This is a genomic window from Mucilaginibacter sp. (genome assembly GCF_964263795.1).
Lineage (GTDB): Bacteria > Bacteroidota > Bacteroidia > Sphingobacteriales > Sphingobacteriaceae > Mucilaginibacter.
Genome location: NZ_CAXVWK010000029.1, coordinates 12,303 through 28,419 on the forward strand (window position 1 = coordinate 12,303; position 16,117 = coordinate 28,419).

Annotated in this window: 14 protein-coding genes; 4 read left to right on the forward strand and 10 right to left on the reverse strand. The window is 45.6% G+C overall.

Going from position 1 to position 16,117, the window contains the following annotated elements; all coding sequences use genetic code 11:
* From treZ to ACE5CV_RS05740, 4 genes are all read left to right on the forward strand, one after another.
* Positions 1–1,830, forward strand: a complete 1,830-nt coding sequence (gene treZ / locus ACE5CV_RS05725) for a malto-oligosyltrehalose trehalohydrolase (protein WP_374949207.1) — start codon at positions 1–3, stop codon at positions 1,828–1,830.
* On the forward strand, positions 1,823–5,899 hold the full coding sequence (gene treY, locus ACE5CV_RS05730) for a malto-oligosyltrehalose synthase (protein ID WP_374949208.1): 4,077 nt from the start codon (positions 1,823–1,825) through the stop codon (positions 5,897–5,899). Before treZ ends, treY begins: the two co-directional genes overlap by 8 nt.
* 52 nt (positions 5,900–5,951) lie before the next feature.
* A complete protein-coding gene (locus ACE5CV_RS05735; RefSeq protein WP_374949209.1) occupies positions 5,952–6,839 on the forward strand; it encodes a glycosyltransferase family 2 protein in 888 nt (295 codons plus the stop codon).
* A gap of 93 nt (positions 6,840–6,932) precedes the next feature.
* Complete coding sequence (locus tag ACE5CV_RS05740) at positions 6,933–8,294, forward strand: APC family permease (RefSeq protein ID WP_374949210.1); 1,362 nt, start codon at positions 6,933–6,935, stop codon at positions 8,292–8,294.
* Here ACE5CV_RS05740 and ACE5CV_RS05745 read toward each other — a convergent pair.
* From ACE5CV_RS05745 to ACE5CV_RS05790, 10 genes are all read right to left on the reverse strand, one after another.
* On the reverse strand, positions 8,260–9,105 hold the full coding sequence (locus ACE5CV_RS05745; protein WP_374949211.1) for an amidohydrolase family protein: 846 nt from the start codon (positions 9,103–9,105) through the stop codon (positions 8,260–8,262). The genes ACE5CV_RS05740 and ACE5CV_RS05745 overlap by 35 nt on opposite strands.
* Positions 9,092–9,949 (reverse strand): fumarylacetoacetate hydrolase family protein, encoded by an 858-nt coding sequence (locus ACE5CV_RS05750; protein ID WP_374949212.1) that lies wholly within the window; start codon positions 9,947–9,949, stop codon positions 9,092–9,094. The genes ACE5CV_RS05745 and ACE5CV_RS05750 overlap by 14 nt, the downstream gene beginning before the upstream one ends.
* Before the next feature lie 11 nt (positions 9,950–9,960).
* Positions 9,961–11,628 (reverse strand): UxaA family hydrolase, encoded by a 1,668-nt coding sequence (locus ACE5CV_RS05755; RefSeq protein ID WP_374949213.1) that lies wholly within the window; start codon positions 11,626–11,628, stop codon positions 9,961–9,963.
* Positions 11,629–11,831: 203 nt separating this feature from the next.
* Positions 11,832–12,659, reverse strand: a complete 828-nt coding sequence (locus tag ACE5CV_RS05760) for an OmpA family protein (protein ID WP_374949214.1) — start codon at positions 12,657–12,659, stop codon at positions 11,832–11,834.
* 11 nt (positions 12,660–12,670) lie between these two features.
* Complete coding sequence (locus ACE5CV_RS05765) at positions 12,671–13,333, reverse strand: DUF2461 domain-containing protein (RefSeq protein ID WP_374949215.1); 663 nt, start codon at positions 13,331–13,333, stop codon at positions 12,671–12,673.
* Positions 13,334–13,388: 55 nt separating this feature from the next.
* Complete coding sequence (locus tag ACE5CV_RS05770) at positions 13,389–13,664, reverse strand: hypothetical protein (RefSeq protein WP_374949216.1); 276 nt, start codon at positions 13,662–13,664, stop codon at positions 13,389–13,391.
* 12 nt (positions 13,665–13,676) lie between these two features.
* Entirely contained in the window at positions 13,677–14,252 is a 576-nt protein-coding gene (locus tag ACE5CV_RS05775) for a DUF420 domain-containing protein (protein ID WP_374949217.1), read from the reverse strand.
* A 78-nt stretch (positions 14,253–14,330) separates the two neighbouring features.
* Positions 14,331–15,029 (reverse strand): SCO family protein, encoded by a 699-nt coding sequence (locus tag ACE5CV_RS05780; protein ID WP_374949218.1) that lies wholly within the window; start codon positions 15,027–15,029, stop codon positions 14,331–14,333.
* The gene (locus ACE5CV_RS05785) at positions 15,029–15,370 is read right to left on the reverse strand and encodes a cytochrome C oxidase subunit IV family protein (RefSeq protein ID WP_374949219.1); all 342 of its coding nucleotides are present in this window, start codon (positions 15,368–15,370) and stop codon (positions 15,029–15,031) included. Before ACE5CV_RS05785 ends, ACE5CV_RS05780 begins: the two co-directional genes overlap by 1 nt.
* Before the next feature lie 20 nt (positions 15,371–15,390).
* Positions 15,391–16,110 (reverse strand): cytochrome c oxidase subunit 3, encoded by a 720-nt coding sequence (locus ACE5CV_RS05790; RefSeq protein WP_374949220.1) that lies wholly within the window; start codon positions 16,108–16,110, stop codon positions 15,391–15,393.
* Positions 16,111–16,117 lie beyond the last annotated feature (7 nt).

Below are 16,117 nucleotides of genomic sequence, written 5' to 3' on the forward strand. Positions count from 1 at the left end.
ATGGCCAACAACAACTTGCATATACAACCGGGTATCAGCTTTATAGAAGATGGTAAAGCCCGTGTTCACATCTGGGCGCCAAACACCGAAACGGTGTCTGTTCTATTGCCCGAACAAAATCTAACGTTACCGTTAGAAAAAAATGAGCGCGGATACTTCGGGTTAGTAACTGACAAAATACTTCCCGGGCAGCTTTACCGGTTTGTGCTGAATGGAAACAAAGAACTGCCCGACCCGGCTTCACTTTCGCAACCACAGGGGGTGCACGGCCCATCGCAAGCGGTTGATGTAAAATCAATGGCGTGGACCGACCATGCCTGGCAAAATCCGCCACTGGCCGACTATCTGATGTATGAACTGCACACCGGCACTTTTACCCCGCAAGGCACATTTGCATCAGTTGCCGGTAAATTGGCCTACCTTAAAGACCTTGGCATTACGGCAATAGAGATTATGCCGGTAGCACAGTTCCCCGGCGAACGTAACTGGGGGTATGACGGGGTTTTTCCATACGCAGTACAAAATTCCTACGGGGGTGCTACAGAGCTAATGCAACTGGTTGATGCCTGCCATAACGTAGGCCTTGCGGTAATTTTAGATGTAGTGTATAATCATATTGGCCCCGAAGGGAATTACTTTAACGAGTTCGGGCCTTATTTTACCGAAAAATATCATACGCCCTGGGGCAACGCCATCAATTTTGATGATGCTCAATGCGATGAGGTGCGCAACTATTTTAAGCAAAACGTGCTGATGTGGTTCCGAGATTTTCACATCGATGCCCTACGGTTAGATGCAGTACATGCCCTTAAGGATTTAGGCCCTAAGCACATCCTGCAGGAAATTAAAGAAGCGGTAGATGAATTGATGGCCCAAACCGGTCGCAAGCATTACCTCATTATTGAGTTTGACCTTAATGACAGTAAATTCATCAACCCTGTTGCCCGTCATGGTTTTGGGATGGATGCGCAATGGATAGACGAATTTCACCACGCGCTGCGGGTAACAGCAGGCGAAAAGCCGCTTGGCTATTACAGCGATTTTAGCGGCATTGCCCATCTGGCCAAATCTTACCAGGATGCTTACGTTTACGACGGGCAATATTCTGAAGAACGACAAAAAACATTTGGCACCAAAACCGACAACCCGGGCGATCAGTTTGTGGTGTTTTCACAAAATCATGACCATGTGGGCAACCGGATGCTGGGTGAGCGCAGCAGTACTTTGTTCAGTTTCGAAATGCAAAAATTAATGGCCGGTGCCGTAATGGTTGCGCCATACTTGCCAATGCTTTTTATGGGCGAGGAGTATGCCGAAGAAAATCCTTTCCTATACTTTGTCAGCCATAGCGATCCGGAGCTGATAGATGCCGTACGCAAAGGCCGCAAAGCAGAATTCGCCTCTTTCTATGCCGACGGCGAAGCCCCAGATCCACAGGCTGTAACAACTTTTGAGCAATCAAAACTCAATTGGGATACCGTAAACGCCGGCAACCACAAAATTATGCGCAATTACTATAAGGCACTGATCGGCCTGCGGAAACAATTGCCAGCCTTACACACACTCAATCGCAATCAATTATCCGTAACATTTGATGCAGACCAACAAACCCTGCAATTACACCGCTGGGCAGGGTCGCAACATGTTTACGCTTTCATGAATTTTTCGAAAGAGGCCCGGATGATAACTATGCCTGCAGACGCTGGGGATGTTAAGCTTTTGTTCAATTCATCCGACGTGCAGTACAGCGAAAATGGGTCCGGGCAACGGGATGCTCAGCCCTCCGTTATTCAACCCGAATCTTTACAATTATATATTAGCCATGTTTAACCCGGTATCTACCTATCGTATCCAGTTCCATAAAGATTTTACGTTCGGCCATCTCGAGCAGATCATCCCCTACCTGGTTGAACTGGGAATCAAAACCCTGTACGCTTCGCCTATATTCAAAGCGGTACCGGGCAGCAACCACGGTTATGATAATGTTGATCCGCTGACCATCAACCCGGAAATCGGCACGGTTGATCAATTAAAAAAGATCAGCCAAAAGCTTAAAGCCAATAAAATTGCCTGGCTGCAGGATATTGTTCCAAACCATATGGCTTTTCATCAGGATAATTTATGGCTGATGGATTTGCTGGAGAAAGGCCCGGATTCGGATTATAAAAACTATTTTGATCAAAGCCTTGCCGATAACAGCCTTTTTGAAGGACCTATTATGGTGCCTTTTTTAGGTGATGACATAGAAACGGTGATTGCGTCCGGCGACTTAAAACTAGACTTTCGCAATGGTAAATTGGTATTTGCATACGCCGATCAGATTTGGCCGGTGAACACCTCCGGCTATTCAATGCTTTTTGAAACACTTAAAGCCAACGGATCACCGGAAAATATTACGGATGTAGCTGCATTATGGGAAGCTGATCAGGATAAAATAAACGGCGACACTTCCCTGCTATTGAAGGTATTACAATGCCAATATTACCGGCTCTGTAGCTGGAAGGAAACCGACCAGCAGATCAATTACCGCCGTTTTTTTACAGTTAACGGCCTTATTTGCCTTAACATTCAGCGGGAGGAAGTATTTGAGCATGTACACCAGCTAATTGGTGACCTAGTAAAAGATGGCACCTTTCAGGGCTTGCGTATCGATCACATTGACGGACTTTATGACCCTGCCCAATATCTGCAGCGGCTGCGGGCAATGGCCGGGCCAGACGCCTACATCGTAGTTGAAAAAATATTAGAAGCCAACGAAGAACTGCCGCCGCTATGGCCAATACAGGGTAGCACCGGTTATTACTTCCTATCGATCGTGAATAACTTATTTACTAACCGCCAAAGCGAAAAAGCTTTTACAGAATTTTATAGTGAGCTTACAGGCAAGGAAAAACCGGTACAGCGGCAGGTACACAGCAAAAAATCACTTATCCTTTCGGAGCACATGGGCGGTGAACTGGATAACCTTACCCGGCTGTTTAATAATTTGGACCTGGCTGATGTTCCTGTCGACAACGACCTGCTGAAAGAAGCTATCGGCGCTTTTTTAATTGAATTCCCTGTTTATCGTTTTTATGGCAATTCATTCCCTCTAAATAATGAAGAGGTTGCAGGATTGGAAACGATTTTCAATAGCATAACCAAACGCCGCCCCGACCTTTCAGAAGCGATTAAAACCCTTGCGGGGGTATTAATTGAAAAACCGGCGATGGAGGATTTAGCTTATAACGAACGTGCTTTAAAATTTTATCAGCGGTGCATGCAGTTTACCGGCCCATTAATGGCCAAGGGTGTGGAGGATACGTTAATGTACACGTATAACCGCTTTATCGACCATAACGAAGTTGGCGATTCGCCGGATGCATTCGGCTTGTCGGTAGATGAATTCCACCAGGCCATGCAGCTACGCCAGCAAAAATGGCCGCTGGCGCTAAATGCTACAGCAACCCACGATACCAAGCGAGGCGAAGGTGTGCGTGCAAGGCTGAATGTATTAAGTTGTATCCCCGACGAATGGATAGCAACTGTGCGCAAATGGCAGGCATTAAATAACGGTGTTAAACATGATCACGCGCCTGACGCAAACGATGAATATTTTATCTACCAAACCCTTACCGGCGCCTATCCAATGCCCGGGCAGGAGGATGACGACTTTGCAGCCCGACTGGATGAGTACATGGAAAAAGTGCTTCGCGAAGCGAAACGGCACTCTAACTGGGCCGAACCTAATGAAGCCTATGAAAACGGCGTAAAGAGTTTTGCAGCAAAATTGCAGGATAAAACAAGGCCTTTTTGGAGCGAATTCACGGCTTTTCATCAAAAAATAAGCGATTTAGGGATAGTAAATTCCCTGGCGCAGGTAACGTTAAAACTAACTTGCCCCGGCGTGCCAGATGTTTACCAGGGTACCGAACTTTGGGACCTGAGCCTGGTTGATCCTGATAACCGCCGCGCTGTTGACTATCAACTGCGCGACAGCTTACTATCGTCAGATCACAGTATCCAACAATTATGGAACGACAGGTTTAACGGACAAATTAAGGCATGGACAGTACAGCGCCTTTTGTTGCTGCGCAAAAAACATCCCAACCTTTTTGCAAAAGGCGATTATTTACCCTTACCTGTTAAAGGAGATTTTAAAGCCCGGGTAATGGCCTTTGCGCGTATATACAAGGGCACCTGGATAGTAGTGATCATCCCTTTGAACGTCGCGTCATATTATGACGGTTTGCCGGCTATCGATTGGCTCAATAACCGGATCCCGCTGCCCGGCCATGCTCCCGCAGAATGGGAAAACATGCTTACCGGCGAAACCGGCAAACATCAAAAATCCTTATTACTTACCGATGCACTGCAACAACTGCCTTATGCCGTATTAAAATTAGCGCACCCAAAAAGCACCCGCAGTTCGGGCGTGTTGATGCACATCACTTCATTACCGTCAAATTTTGGTATTGGCGATCTGGGCCCGCAGGCCAGGGCCTTTGCCGATCTGTTACATAAAGGCAGCCAGCAATACTGGCAGATATTGCCGCTAAATGTAACATCCGCAGCCGACGGGCATTCGCCGTACAGCTCCAATTCCAGTCATGCTGGCAACGTGCTGCTGATAAGCCCTGAGCTATTGGCAGATGAAGGGCTGTTAACAGCAGATGAACTTGAAAGCGCTTTTATAACCGATAGTAACCGGGTAAATTTTAAGGATGTTGAGAAAATCAAAACCCACTTGCTGAACACCGCCTGGAATAATTTTAAGGGCCGGACAGATAATATCCTCCGGGCACCCTTTGATGAGTTTTGTGCAGCGCAGGCTTTCTGGCTTGATGATTACGCGCTGTACGCAGTTATCAAACAAAAACATGATAACACACCATGGGCCGAATGGCCGCGGGAGTTAAAGTTCAGGGATCAACAGGCACTTGACGCTTTTTCGGTGAAACATTCGGATGAGATTCAAAAGGCCAAATGGCTGCAGTATCTTTTTGCTAGTCAATGGCGTTCTTTCAAAACTTATTGCAACCAATTAAACATACGCCTGTTTGGCGATTTGCCTTTTTACATCAGTTATGATTCGGTAGACGTTTGGGCAAACCCGCAACTATTTAGCCTTGACGAACACCTGGAGCCGGAAAGCGTTTGTGGTGTACCGCCCGATTATTTTAATGCCGACGGCCAGCGCTGGGGGATGCCTGTATTTAAATGGGGTACATTAAAAGCAAGTGGATATGATTGGTGGCTAAAGCGTATCCGTAAAAATCTGGAGTGGTATGACCTGCTTCGTTTAGATCATTTCCGAGCATTTGCTGCCTATTGGGAAATACCCGCCAGCGAACTAACTGCCGTAAACGGTAAGTGGGTTACCGGACCCGGCAACGATTTTTTCAACGCGCTGGTAAAAGAATTTGGAAAGCTTCCCTTCGTGGCCGAGGATTTGGGTGATATCGACGAAGACGTTTATAAACTTCGGGACGATTTTAAACTACCGGGAATGAAAGTGCTGCAATTTGCCTTTGGCGATGATTTGCCGCAATCTGCCTACGCACCGCACCATCACGGCAAAAATTATTTTGTTTATACCGGCACGCATGATAACAATACAACACTGGGCTGGTACAATGAAGATGCAGGTAAAACGGAAAAACATAACCTGAAGGTTTACACCGGTGTTGACGTGAGCAGCAAAAACATTAACAAGGTGCTCATTAAAGCCGCGTTTGCATCTGTATGTAAAACGGCCATTGTTCCGGCGCAAGATTGGCTTGATCTTGATGAAACGGCCCGCATGAACACTCCGGCAGGCGAAGGTGAAAACTGGACCTGGCGGTTAACGCGCGAACAAATGGCCGATATCCCGGTAAAAAAAATGCGTAAGTGGACTTTATTGTACGATCGTGGTTGAGCCCTGCAGTGTATCCGGCTAATAAAAACGCAATTCTTTTTATATTGCAGGCATGAAAGTAGCCGGGTTTACATTTATCAGGAACGCTGTTAAGAACGATTACCCGGTAGTACAGTCTATCACATCTATACTTCCGCTTTGCGATGAATTTGTAGTAGTGGTGGGTAATTCAGACGATGGTACCCGGCAATTGATAGCCGCTATCGAATCGCCCAAGATCAGGATCATTGACTCTGTTTGGGATGAATCGATTAAGGATGGCGGCCGGGTTTTCGCTGTAGAAACCGATAAGGCTTTTGTGGCCATCTCACCAGATGCTGACTGGGCATTTTACATCCAGGGCGATGAATTGGTACATGAGCGTTATCATACCACTATCAAAAAAGAGATGGAAGAAACGCTCATCGATCCGTCTATTGAAGGCCTGCTGTTCAAATACATGCACTTTTACGGCTCTTATGACTATTTTGGACAGTCGCGCAGATGGTACCGGCGGGAAATCAGACTTCTAAAAAACATTAAGGGTGTACACGCCTATCGCGATGCGCAGGGTTTCCGGCTTAATGATCGCAAGATGAGGGTGAAACTCATAGACGCCTATATTTACCATTACGGTTGGGCTAAGCCACTAAAAGGCCTTAACAATAAGATCAGGAATTTTAATCGCTATTACCATGACGAGCAGTGGGTGCAGCAACATATACCCGATACTTATGAGTTTGATTACGGCAACGCCGACAAGCTGGTTAAGTTTACCGGTACACATCCTGCGGTTATGCAAAAGCGCATAGCTGCGACTAACTGGAACATTGACTTTGGCGATAAAAGCCTTCAGAAAAATATGGACCTGAGGCGCAAGGTGCTGCAAAAGATAGAAGACTGGACAGGCTGGCGAATTGGCGAATACAAAAATTACATCATCGTAAAGCGCTACAAATAAACTGTTACAAAAGCCTGACCCAACAAATTTTGGCAATTGCCATTAAAACTTATTTTTGTAATACTGTTTAATTAACAGTTATAACTCCGCTGCATGGCTGAAACTTCTCTGGTACGACGACTTGGCCTTGCACATGCCACCGCAATAAACATGACCGATATGGTTGGCATTGGCCCGTTCATTACCCTGCCTATGGTTATCGGTATGATGAACGGCCCTTACTTTTTATATGCCTGGCTGGCAGGTGCCGTACTTTCCCTTATTGACGCGATGGTTTGGAGCGAGTTGGGTGCAGCTTTCCCAATGGCAGGTGGTTCGTACAATTTCCTTAAAGAAACCTATGGCAAAACCGGTCCGGGACGGCTCATGAGCTTTTTGTTTGTTTGGCAAACCATGATACAGGCACCTTTGGTGATTGCATCAGCTGCTATAGGTTTCGCATCTTATTTTTCATACCTGTTGCCGTTAAGTACTATCGAGGCAAAAATAATGAGCGGAGGCGTAGTAATTGCCATCGTTATTTTATTATATCGTAAGATCGAAGCCATCGGCAAAATAAGCATCGTTATGTGGGTGGGCGTTTTGGCTACCATGCTTTGGATAATTGGTGGCGGCATTTTTCACGGCAACTTCCTGGAACCTATTAAACATATTAACGATGGAATTAACGTAAACTATGCGTTTGTAACTGCTATCGGGTTTGCAAGCGTAAAAAGCGTGTACAGCTATTTGGGTTATTATAACGTATGCCATTTAGGCGGGGAGATCATCAATCCATCGCGCAACATCCCGCGGAGCATGTTCTTATCCATTGTAGGTATTGCCATCCTTTACATGCTGATGAATGTGAGCGTTGTAAGCGTTATTCCCTGGCACGTAGCTAAGGATAGCCAGTTTGTGATAAGTGAGTTTATGCAACAGCTTGCCGGCAGTACAGCTGCTAAAATTGTTACCTGCTTAATTTTATTGGTCGCTTTTTCATCGGTATTCTCTGCTACACTTGGGTACAGCCGCATCCCCTATGCCGCCGCTGCCGACGGTGCTTTCTTTAAGATCTTTGCGCGCTTACACCCTACAGGCAATTTTCCGCATATTTCGCTGCTGTTTTTAGGAGCAATAGCATTCGTATTTAGTTTACTATTTAAATTGAGTGACGTAATCAGCGCTATACTGGCAATGCGGATCCTCATTCAGTTTATATCGCAGGCGGTGGGCCTGCTTATCCTGCGTAAAGCAAAGAGCGATACCAAGTTTCCTTATAAAATGCTGCTGTTCCCTATTCCGGTTTATCTGGCTATACTGATGTGGTTTGGCATCCTGATCTCTACCGGTTTCCATATGGTAGTAGGCGGCCTAAGCGCGATAGTGCTCGGCACAATCGTCTATTTTGTCAAAGCGAAGGTTAATAAAGAGTGGCCGTTTATGCCCGCTCAACCGGCAGTCCATAAAAGTTGATCGCATTTTGCGACCAGAATTGTTGTTGTTCTGTAATACTCAATTTGCTTACATACTGATCCGCAACAAATAACGCGGCATCATAACCTCCGGCCAGGTTGCACACCGGCCAGTCGGAGCCAAACATCACCCGGCTTGCACCAAAAGCACTAAATACAATATCAAGGTAAGCCGCAAAATGTTCTGGCTGATGATGACTCCAGTCTGCCTCTGTGATCATCCCTGAGATCTTACAAAACACGTTTGGATGGGTAGCCAGCGACCGGATCTGTTTGTCCCAGCCGCTAATATGCTGATCTTTAATTTGTGGCTTAGCAATATGGTCAACCACAAAACGCTGATCGGGGAACCGGGCTACCAACTCCGCAGCAGATGTTAAGTGTTGCGGTTTAATAAGCAGATCATAAGTAAATTTGTATTGATTCAATAAAGAGATGCCATGTATAAATTGCCTGCCGAGCATAAACCGGTGATCGGCTTCGCCCTGCACAATATGCCGGAAACCTTTAACAACGGGCATTTCGCTGTAACAGGCCAAACGTTCTTTAACGTTATCTGCCTGCAGATCAACCCAGCCCACAACACCCTTTATAAAAGTGTGCTGCTCCGCAAGTGCTATTAAAAAGTCAGTTTCTCGTTCGGACTGATCCGCCTGTATAGCTACACAAGCGGCGATATCATTTTGCTGCATTAATGGCCAAACATCGGCCGGCATAAAATCCCGTTGGATTACCTGCAGATCATCGGTGATCCAGGCATCCTTTACCGGGTGATAATGCCAAAAGTGCTGATGGCTATCAATTTTTAGCATAGGCCTTTAACACCTGCCGTGACGAGCCCAATCCATCAATACCTAACTCTACTACATCGCCGGGGTTTAAATAAACAGGTGGCTTCATACCCAGCCCTACACCCGCGGGGGTACCGGTAGAGATGATATCTCCCGGCAATAGCGTCATGAACTGACTGGTGTAGGCAATCAGGAAAGGGATATTGAATATCAGGTTAGCCGTGTTGCCGTCCTGCATGGTTTTACCGTTTACGGTAAGCCACAGGCGCAGGTTATGCACATCGCCTAATTCGTCAGGCGTAGCCAGATACGGCCCTACCGGTGCAAATGTATCGCAGCCTTTACCCTTATCCCAGGTTCCGTTTCGCTCTATCTGAAACTCGCGCTCGGATACATCGTTATGCAGGCAGTAACCAGCCACGTAATTTAAAGCATCAGCTTCTTCAATATAGGATGTTCTCTTGCCTATCACTATTGCAAGTTCTACTTCCCAATCCGTTTTAACAGAGTTTTTGGGAATGGTGATATCATCATTGGGGCCAACCAATGCCGTGGTCGATTTCAAGAAGATCACCGGCTCGGGTGGTATAGGCGCCCCCATTTCTTCGGCATGATCGCGGTAGTTCAAACCGATACATACAATCTTTGATGGGCGAGCAACAGGGCTACCCAAACGTTCGCTATCAGCTATCGGGTTAAGTTTACCTTCGTTCTCCTTTAAAAATTGCTGCAGGCGGGTTAAGCCATCGCTTTCAAAAAATTGCTCGTTATAATCTTCGCCAAACGCTGATGTATCAAACTTAGTATCACCGATAATTACACCGGTTTTCTCTTTGCCGGCAGCGCCGTATCGTATCAATTTCATAAAGATGTTTATTATAATGAAACCCCTCTTTTCCAGGGGATAAAGTCGTCTTGCCCTAAAAGTACCGCTTTTGGCTGCTTTGTGCCGCTGGCAACTTCAATCACATAATCAAGCATGCGTATGGCCGATTGTTCTATCGTTTCATGCCCTTCAATAATCGTCCCGCAGTTGATATCCATAATATCCGGCATCTTAGTGAAAACAGCCGTGTTGGTAGCTACCTTAATTACCGGTGCAATTGGATTACCCGTTGGCGTGCCCAGGCCGGTTGTAAACAAAACCACGTTAGCGCCCGATGCTACTTCTGCTGTTGTACTTTCTACATCGCTGCCGGGCGTGCACAGTAAATTTAACCCCGGTTGTGTTACTTTCTCCGGATAATCTAAAACAGCAGTTACCGGCGATGTGCCACCCTTTTTAGCTGCCCCGGCAGATTTGATGGCATCGGTTATTAATCCGTCGCGGATGTTGCCGGGCGATGGGTTGGCGTAAAAGCCCGACCCGTCTGCTTCCGCTCTGGCGTTGTAGGTACGCATTAGTTCCATAAACTTTAACGCTTGTGTTTCTGTAGCGCAGCGGTCGCTCAGTTCCTGCTCTACCCCGCAAAGCTCCGGAAATTCCGCCAGGATCACGCTTCCGCCCAGGCTTACCAGTATATCAGATACAAAACCCGGCGCCGGATTAGCTGAAATGCCGGAGAATCCGTCGGAACCGCCGCACTCCAAACCAATACAAAGTTTCGATAGCGGGGCCGGCCGGCGTTGCTGCTTATTCATTTCAATTAACCCGGCAAAAGTCTGCTTTAATGCTTCATGCATCAATTTGTTTTCGGTCCCGATTTTTTGCTGCTCCAGTATGACCAAAGGTTTGCTAAAGTTAAGGTCGCGCTTGGTGATCTCGGCTTGCAAGATACCGGCCTGGGCGTGCTGGCAGCCCAGGCTTAACACTGTGGCTCCGGCCACGTTAGGATGTGTAATGTAACCCGCAAGCAGTCCGCACAACGCGTCAGAATCGGTACGCGTGCCACCACAACCCATGTCGTGATTAAGAAATTTTATTCCGTCGATGTTTTCGAATAGTTTTTTTACCGCATGCCCATCGGGTGCTGATTGAAGGTCGGCCTGTAATATATCCTCTGCAGACTGGCCCGACCGGTACATTGCTATCAGGTTATCTACCTCGGTTTCATAACCCTTCGGTTTGGCAAAGCCCAATCTGGCAGACAGTGCATCCTTCAGCACGTTGATGTTACGGTTCTCGCAAAACACCAGCGGTATCACCAGCCAGTAGTTGGCGGTACCTACCGAGCCATCCGCGCGGTGATAACCCATAAATGTTTTGTTCTGAAAAGCAGCGGCAATTTGCGGTATAGTCCAATCTGTTTTGCGGCTGCCAAGCTTAAAGCCGTCTGCGGCATGCCTTATGTTTTCTGTCGTAATGGCCTCGCCTTTACCGATAGCAGCACTTGCCTTGCCCACCAAAACGCCGTACATAAAAATGGGATTTCCGCTTTGCATCGAACTAACGGTAAATTTATGTTTGGCTGCAACCGGTGTGGTAAGGCAAAACGCATCACCATTGAAGTTGATGAGAAAACCTATAGCCAAATCCTTCAGCGCAACCAATACGTTATCTGCCGGGTGGATCTGAATATAAGTATGCTTGGTTTCCTGCGGCATGTGGCAGATAGATTTATTAGACTTTACTAAGATAGAAAGTAATTTGAATACGATAAAGTTTATGCGCAAGCGGTCAAGCCTGTATTTATCAATTTAAATGAAAAGATCGGCTCTTACGAAGCAAAACCCCTATAACGAAAAAAAGGGCCAACCCGACCCTTCTTTTAACACTGTTGAATACCGCTAAATGGAGTGTGAAAGTCTTATTTATTGATCAGGTTGTATAATTCATCCAGCTTAGGAGTAAGTACAATTTCGATACGGCGGTTTTTGGCGAGCGCCTCGGGCGTCTGGGCCGGGTCTATCGGTTGAAATTCACCTTTACCCGTTGCAGTTACACGTTTCGGGTCTACATTTTCCGTTTCGGTTAAATAACGTGATACAGAGGTAGCACGCAATACACTTAAATCCCAGTTGTCTTTAATCTGGCCAAGGTTACGGATCTTTTTATCGTCGGTATGCCCCTCAACGGCAATGTTAATATCCTGCTCTTTGTTCAGCACGACGGCCAGCTGCTTTAGCGCCTGCTTGCCCTTATCGTCTATCACAATGCTGCCCGACGGGAACAGCAGCTTATCTGTAAGCGACACATAAACTTTCCCGTTACGGATATCAACCGACAGGCCGCTTTGCTGGAAACCTAATAATGCCTTAGACAGTTTATCGCGCAGCGCGTTAGTAGCGGCGTCACGTTTCTTCAGTATGTCTTCTACTTCCTTTAACCTTGCTTCGCGCTTTTCCAGATCGCCGGCCAACTGGCTGGCCTTTGTTGAACTTTTATCGTAATCAGTATTCAGCGCGTTATACTTTTGTGTTAGCGCCCCATAATTGCCGTTAAGCTGGGCAATTTGTTGATGCAGTTTTGCAGTATCAGCACGCAATACAGCAACTTCATCCTCCAAACTGGTCGACCTGGTGGCAAGGAAGTCTCGCTGTGCAATAAGTCCTTTGTACTTTTTAGGCGACATGATAACGCACGATTGCAATGTGGCAATCAAAATAATAGCAAACAATGGATACTTTATTTTCATAAAAGATAGCATTAAGAAATTGCATTCCGCAGAAACACGGTGAGTGGATAGAGCTGCCTGCAAACTTCAGCAATTTCGTCCGCAGCTTTTGCACTCATGATCTCTTTATCCTTTAACGGATGCGATACAATAAAACTTTTTAATATTAGCAGGTCGATATTTTCGTTCCCGGCACTGTAATCCCGCGGTATGGTTTTCAGCCTGTCCTGCTCGCGGAAATCGCCGAACAACTTAATAAAATGAGGTGCATCGATGATCTTTTTAAGGTCATCGGCATTATAATCTATTTCCTGGCGAATCGCTTTAAGGTGCTCGGCTTCGGGCATCCAATAACCGCCCGCGATAAATGATTTTCCCGGCTGAATTTGCAGGTAATACTCAACTCCTCCAAGTTTACTCCCTATCGTAGGCAAACTCACGCCGAAATTGTTTTTATAAGGAATTTTGTTTTTGCTGAACCGGATATCCCGATAAATCCGCATCACACACTTTTTGGCATCCAGATCGGCACTTACATTCGGGTCGATTCTATGAAGTTTGGCAATAAGGTCGGCAGTAAAGGTGATCATATTCTCCCTCGACTGCTCGTAACGATCCTTGTTCACCTGAAACCATTCCCGGTTATTATTACCAACCAGTTCCTTTAAAAATTCAAGGGTGTGCGATTGTATCATCCGTTAAATACAATTTTGCACCTTAAAAGGTGCAAAAAGATGAAAAGAAATAGGCTTAGTTAAGGTTAAGCTTCTCGTTACGCATATCAAGGGTAACGTTTTTACGGCGGTACTTTTTATACCAGATGTACCCAACAACTGCAACCGCAAGATAGGGTGCAGCCAGTAAATACATGATACCGCTGTTTAAACCATTGGTTGTACCGGCTCCACTTTTTGAATTGGTTTCAACAGTGGCTGTACACATGGCACATTGCGCCTTAACCGGTACAGCGCTGCAAACCAGTAAACCGAAAACTAAAAACAGGTTTAAAAACTTTAACTTTTTCATGTTGATTCGGGATCAAAAATGGTAATAGGGAGATATCATCAAATATACAACAACTCCCGATACTGTAACAAATAACCATATAGGAAACGCCCATCTTACCAATTTCTTATGTTTTTCTACCTGCATTTGTAAGCCGCGGTAAAAACTTAATAATATCAACGGCAACACTCCCGCAGCCAGTACTATATGAGGTACAAGGATTGCCAGGTAAAGCGTGCGTAAACCGCCGGCAGCAGAGCGTTCATTTGCCGATAGGAGGCCGTCGCCATCTACATCACCATACACGGTATCTTTGCGCATCAGGTAGTGAAACAAAATGTAGGACACTAAAAATAACGATGACAGGCAAAAAGTTACAATATTGATGCGCTTGTGTGCAGTGATATTGCGTTGTTTGATCTGGTATAGCGATATCAACAATAACGCGCTGCAGGTGCCATTTAAAAACGCGTTAAGCAGGGGGAGGTAAGGAGTAAAAGAAGGTGGTGTTGCAGGCCCCGGGATAAGGTGGCGGTTCAACACGATCACTACGATTATAACAAAAATTGTTACCGCAGCTACAAATCTGAATATGAATTTATCGGTCATTGTTTTGGGATATGAATTGCAGACAGCATAAAGGGCTCCAAACGAGCCACAAATTTGCGTGTTTATGCTCTTATTTATTTAATAAAGCGCCTTATCAACTTTTCGCAGTTCTTCGGCAATCAATACCTTAATTTCGTCATTAAGGCGGGTAAGATCAGCCATTGAAGTGCCCGAATAATACCCGCGGATGTGTTTTTCAGCGTCTATCAGCACTAACTTATCGCTATATATAAAATCGTCTTTACCGGCTTGCAATGCATCTACCAAAAAGCCTTTGCGTGCCAGCGTATAAATGGTAGTGGTGTCGCCTGTTGCAAATAGCCATTTACTGTTAGCCTCTAACCTTGTGGCGTACTGCTTTAAAACAGGAGGGGTGTCTCTTGTAGGGTCTACGGTGATGGATAGGAAGTTCACCATTTTGTTTTTACGGTACACATCAGCCAGGGCGGTAAGATTATTATTTACGGTGCTGCAAACGCTGGGGCAATGCGTGTAAAAAAAGCTGGCTACAAAGATCTTCTTATCATAATTCTTAAATGAAACCGGTTGGCCGTTCTGGTCGGTCAGGGTAAAATCTTCGAGCTTATGATAGATAGTATCAGGTATATAGTTGCCGTGAAACTTATGGCCTGTTTTGGCAACAACTTTAGGGCCATAGAATGGCAACGGCTTATAGCGGTTTTTGCCTTTTGCGGTTAGTAAATAATATAAAAATCCCGGTAATGCTAAGATCATCACCAGGATTATTATTTTTTTTGCAAGACTGGTTTTAGCCATTACAAGCGTAAATCTATCCAGTAGTGGCTCTCGTTTGTAAGTACCAATATTAAACCAATAATAAATAAGATAGGCACTATGATAGCCAGCGCAAGGCCGATCTTCTCGAACTTAAGGTGCATAAAATACGCAACAATATAAAACGCTTTAGCTAGTGTTAAAACGATATATATAGGGTTAGCAACGTGTAAAGGTATGATACCCTTTGGCACCAATAACAATGCTATAATGAATTCAACCACGGTAATACCCAATAGTACACCAAAGATCTGCAGGATCTTCTTTTTGGTCATTCCTTCACCGTGATCTTCGTGGTGAACTTCTGTTGGTTCTGATGACATATATAATCAGTTAAAAATTATCAAACTAAATAAAAGAATGTAAATACGAATACCCATACCAAATCTACAAAGTGCCAGTAAAGGCCAACTTTTTCGATCATCAGGTAGCTGCCGCGTTTTTCGTACGTACCCAGTAACACATTTACGGTAATAATGATGTTGATGATCACACCGCTAAATACGTGGAAACCATGGAAACCGGTGATAGTGAAGAACAGGTTAGCAAATTGCTGGGCATAAACGCCGTAGGTCTCTTCTGTACCGCCGGTGAACAAATGCTTTAGCTCTTCCATGTCCGGGATGTGGCCCCACCAAAAACCTTCGTGGTGCAAGTGTGTCCACTCTAATGCCTGGCAACCTAAAAAGGTAAAGCCACCAATAATGGTAGCAACCATCCACCAAAGCACTTCTTTTTTAGCCATACGGTGACCGGCCTCTACAGCCAATACCATTGTCACAGAGCTTAAGATCAGGATAAACGTCATCAAACCCACAAATACAAGTGGCTGGCCGCTGTCGGCTATACCGGGAATCGACTGGAAAACTTTATCAGGTGCCGGCCAGCTGCTTGAGCTGAAACGTAACGCTCCGTAAGAGATCAATAAAGACGAAAATGTGAACGCATCTGATAGAAGGAAAAACCACATCATCATTTTGCCATACTCTACGTTGAAGGGTGATTTCCCCCCAGACCATGGCGTTGATTTTACTTCATCAATTTGTGATACCTGTGTACTCATGTGTTTG